The organism is Chloroflexota bacterium, assembly GCA_014360805.1.
Taxonomy (GTDB): Bacteria; Chloroflexota; Anaerolineae; order DTLA01; family DTLA01; genus DTLA01.
Genome location: JACIWU010000128.1, coordinates 1 through 4292, shown reverse-complemented (window position 1 = coordinate 4292; position 4292 = coordinate 1). Strand labels below are relative to the sequence as shown.

3 protein-coding genes and 1 pseudogene (1 of these 4 running past the window's edge) are annotated in these 4292 nt (G+C 66.0%); 3 read left to right on the top strand and 1 reads right to left on the bottom strand.

Annotation, left to right across the window (positions count from 1 at the left end):
* Positions 1 to 1277 (bottom strand): annotated as a pseudogene (mutL, locus tag H5T65_13685) (DNA mismatch repair endonuclease MutL) (it extends 139 nt beyond the left edge of the window).
* Positions 1278 to 1609: 332 nt separating this feature from the next.
* Between mutL and H5T65_13680 the strand changes: the two are divergent.
* From H5T65_13680 to H5T65_13670, 3 genes are all read left to right on the top strand, one after another.
* Positions 1610 to 1840 carry a hypothetical protein gene (locus H5T65_13680; protein ID MBC7260280.1) on the top strand — a complete coding sequence of 77 codons (231 nt, stop codon included), beginning with the start codon at positions 1610 to 1612 and terminating at the stop codon, positions 1838 to 1840.
* Complete coding sequence (locus H5T65_13675; protein ID MBC7260279.1) at positions 1797 to 2372, top strand: nucleotidyl transferase AbiEii/AbiGii toxin family protein; 576 nt, start codon at positions 1797 to 1799, stop codon at positions 2370 to 2372. The genes H5T65_13680 and H5T65_13675 overlap by 44 nt, the downstream gene beginning before the upstream one ends.
* Before the next feature lie 104 nt (positions 2373 to 2476).
* A complete protein-coding gene (locus H5T65_13670) occupies positions 2477 to 3871 on the top strand; it encodes a dihydrolipoyl dehydrogenase (GenBank protein MBC7260278.1) in 1395 nt (464 codons plus the stop codon).
* Positions 3872 to 4292: the final 421 nt, after the last annotated feature.

Here is a 4292-nt window from a genome sequence, read left to right as displayed (position 1 = left end):
TGGGCCGCGTGCTGGTCAATGAGGTACAGGCCATCGGGGCCTTCGGCGATGATGTACATCTGCGCCAACTGGCCCAGCACGCGCAGGGGCGGCAGTCGGCGGGCGGCGGGATCGGGCCGCTCCGGCACCGCAAAAACCGGTGTGCGGACGGCTTCCGTGTCGCCCGTGCGTTGGGCCTCAAGCCCCAACTGGCTCAGCGTGCGGAACCGCTCGGCGCTCCCGCTGTCGGCGGAGATGGCCGGCTGGTCCACCTGCATTTCCGGCACGGGCGCCCGCGCGATGAGGGTGCGGCGCACGGCCCGCTGCGTCTCCGCGAAGACTAACGACGGACTGCGGAACCGCACCTCGCTCTTGGCGGGATGGACGTTCACGTCCACCTCGGACGGATCCATCTCCAGCAGGAGCACGGCCACGGGAAATCGGCCCTCCGGCAGCAAGGTGTGGTACGCCTGGATGACGGCATAGGCCAGGGAGCGATCCTGCACCCAACGGCGGTTGACGAAGAACATCATCCCGTCGCGGTCCGACCGGTTGAGCGCAGGCTCGCCGATGTAGCCGTACACGCGCACCGCGGCGTCGGGCGACAGGCCCGGATCGTCGGCGGGGTCCACCGGCAACAGGCGCGTGGCCGTGTCCGCGCCAAACACCTTCGCCAGCACGTCCACCAGCCTGCCGCTGCCGGGCGACTGGAAGGTAAGCCGCCCGTCGCGCACCAGCGAGAACCGCGCCTCGGGAAAGGCGATGGCGTACCGCGTTACCACGTTGGCGATATGGGCCGACTCGGTGGCGTCGGCCTTGAGGAACTTCAGGCGCGCGGGCACGTTGTAGAACAGGTTCTCCACCGTTACGGTTGTCCCGCGGGGGCTGGCGCGGCCCTCGCGTAGGGTAATTTGCCCGCCCTCCACCCGCAGGAACGTGCCCACCTCGTCCTCCGCCGCGCGCGTCAGCAAGGACACCCGCGACACGGCCGCGATGCTCGCCAGCGCCTCGCCCCGAAAGCCCAGCGTGCGGATGGCCGCCAGGTCCTCCACCGATGCGATCTTGCTGGTGGCGTGGCGGGCGAAGGCCAGTTCGGCCTCGCGGGCGGAGATGCCGCTCCCGTTGTCGGCGACGCGGATCAGGCGGCGGCCCCCCTCGCGGGCCTCAATCTGAATCTCGGTAGCGCCCGCGTCCAGCGCGTTCTCCACCAGTTCCTTCACCACCGAGGCGGGGCGTTCCACCACCTCGCCGGCGGCGATCTTGTTGGCGATTTCAGGCGGCAACAGGCGTATCGGCATGGACTCGTCCTTCGCGTTCTTTCACCGCGGAGCACGCGGAGAGCGCAGAGGAAGCCTGTATGTCTCGGCGGTCTCTGCGTCCTCAGCGGTGAATCTCATTGTAGCACAGGCAGGAGCGCAGGCAAAGTGAGTCGGGCGCCGGTCATTGCCAGACGTGTAGCACGGCTACCCCTAGCCGCCGGGGGTTCTTTCACCGCGTAGCGCTCGGCGTGCTCCCCGGTGAAACGCATTGTAGCACAGGCGGGTGGCCTGGCCGTAGAGTGCCGGCGAACCCCGCTTGACCGCGCCCGCGAATGCCGCTACAATGGCGATGGGTAAGATGAGGGCAGGCGATGCAGAGGAACTGGTGCATGATGCAGCAATTTGAAGACAACCAGATACGGAGCCAGGTACCCGACTACTTCCGCAATCTGCGGATCGTTGAAGCGCTCCTGGCCGAGGCGCGGGCGCTGGGCGTATTTCCGCTCCGCGACCCACTGGACGGGATTGACGTGGACATCCGTGTGGCGGAGGTGATGCGTGTTCACGGCCTTGCTGGAGAAGATCGCGCTCGCGCTGGATGAGGCGGGCATCCCGTACATGATCATCGGTGGCCAGGCCGTGCTCTTGTACGGGGAACCGCGGCTGACGAAAGATATTGACATCACCCTCGGAGCGGGCTTGGACCGATTGACCGACGTACTGGGGCTGGCGCAAGGAGCAGGGCTCAAACCTCTGGTCAACCCGGATACGTTCACGCGCAAAACCCTGGTGCTTCCATGTGAAGACCCGACTACCGGCATCCGCGTGGACTTCGTTTTCTCCTTTTCACCGTATGAGCGGCAAGCCCTAGAGAGGGTTCGCAGGGTGCGGGTTGGCGAGGCCGACGTGCGCTTCGCGTCGCTGGAAGATGTGATTATCCACAAGATCGTCGCCGGCCGCCCACGAGACCTAGAAGACGTCCGCGCGATGCTACTAAAGAACTCCAGCGTGGACCTGGCTTACACGCGCACGTGGCTTCGGGATTTCTCTGATGCCTTGTCTGAGCCATTGCTAGACAAGTTTGACCAGATACTCCGAGAGACGGGTTTGGGCACTTCGCCCGAGTGCGGATAGCACATGCCCGCGACATTTCCGCAGTCCGTGCGGGGCCGAACCGCACAGCCGCCCTGCACAATATGAATCTGGCGGCAGCAAACCCTTGTAGCAAGGAGACCATCATGCGCAAATACGATCTCATCGTCATTGGCTCGGGCGCCGGGATGAACGTGGCCGCGAACGCGGCAGCCCACGGCATGCGCGTCGCCGTCGTGGAGCACGGCCCCCTCGGCGGAACCTGCCTGAACAACGGGTGCATTCCCACCAAGATTCTGCTGTACCCCGCCGACGTCGTCCGCGCCCTTGAGGACGCCGCCGCCATCGGGGTACACGGCAGCGTCTCCAGGGTGGACTTCGCCCTCATCATGCGGCGGATGCGCGCCTACGTGGACGAGGGGCGAGAGGAGATGGAGCGCGCCCTGGCCCACTCTGCCAACCCCAAGGTGTACCGCGGGACGGGCGAATTCGTCGGCGACTACACCCTGCGCGTCGGCAAGGAGACCATCACCGCGCCCAAAATCCTCATCGCCTCGGGCGCAAGGCCCCTGGTGCCGCCCGTGGAAGGGCTGCGCGAGGCGGGCTATCTGGACAACGTGTCCGTGCTGAACCTACAGAAGCCGCCGGAAAGCCTTGTCATCATCGGCGGGGGCTACATCGCCTGCGAGTACGGCCACTTCTTCTCGGCTATGGGGACGAAGGTTACCATCCTGGGGCGCAATCCGCGCCTGCTGAAGGAAGAAGAGCCGGAGATATCGGAGATCGTCCGCCGCCGATTCTCCAAGTATGCGGAGATTCACACCAACTTTGAGGTTGTCAGGGTTGCCAAAGCCAACGGCAAGAAAGTCGTAACCGCCCGCGACCGCAGCGACGGTGAGACCTACGACTTCGCCGCCGATGAGATTCTGCTGGCCGTGGGGAGGCGATCCAACGCCGACCTGCTGAAGCCCGAGAAGACCGGCGTCCAGACCGACAAGGACGGGTGGATTGTCGTCAACGAGTACCTGGAGACGACCAAGCCCAACATCTGGGCGCTGGGCGACGCCATCGGCAAGCACATGTTCCGCCACACGGCCAACCACGAGGCCGACGCCGTGTGGCACGCCATCGCCACGGGACATCGCCACCCGATGGACTTCCACGCAGTGCCCCATGCCGTGTTCGGCTACCCGCAGGTCGGCTCGGTGGGCATGACCGAGGCGCAGGCCCTGGCCGCCGGGCGCAAGATTCTGGTCGGGCGCGCCCGTTACACCGACGTAACGAAGGGCTACGCCATGGGCGAGGAGGATAGCCTGGTCAAGGTGATCGTGGAGCAGGAGACGGGGAAAATCCTGGGCTGCCACATCGTCGGCACCGACGCGGCCATCCTGGTGCAGCAAATCGTGTACATCATGAACGCGGGCGATCAGTCGTACACGCCGCTGGCCGATTCCCAGGTCATCCACCCCGCGCTCAGCGAGGCGGTCATCACAGCCTTCGCCCGCCTGGCGCCCCCCGGACACGAGCATCACGGGCGCTGAGCGCGGTCCCGCGGCACGCTGCGCCCGTTCAGCGCGGGGGTTCAGCCCCGCGCGACGATGCGACGATTCATCCCCACCCGCGTGGAGCAAATTGGCAATTTGCTCCACATCTCCGCCCACGGCGAGGAGGACGGCCGAAGGCCGGGGGTGAGGTGCGCCTTCACCCCACCCCGCCCGACGCCAAAGCATCGGGCTGAACGGGCGAAGTCCTGCGGGCTAGGGGCGGATTCGCGTCCATTCGCGTGGATTCGCGGTTCCTCGTCGCCCGACGCTAAAGCATCGGGCTGAAGGCGCGAAGCCCCGAAGGGGCTTTGTTCTTTCAGCGCGGGGGTTTCGCCCCGCGCGACGATGCGGCGATTCATCCCCACCCGCGTGGAGCAAATTGGCAATTTGCTCCACATCTCCGCCCACGGCGAGGAGG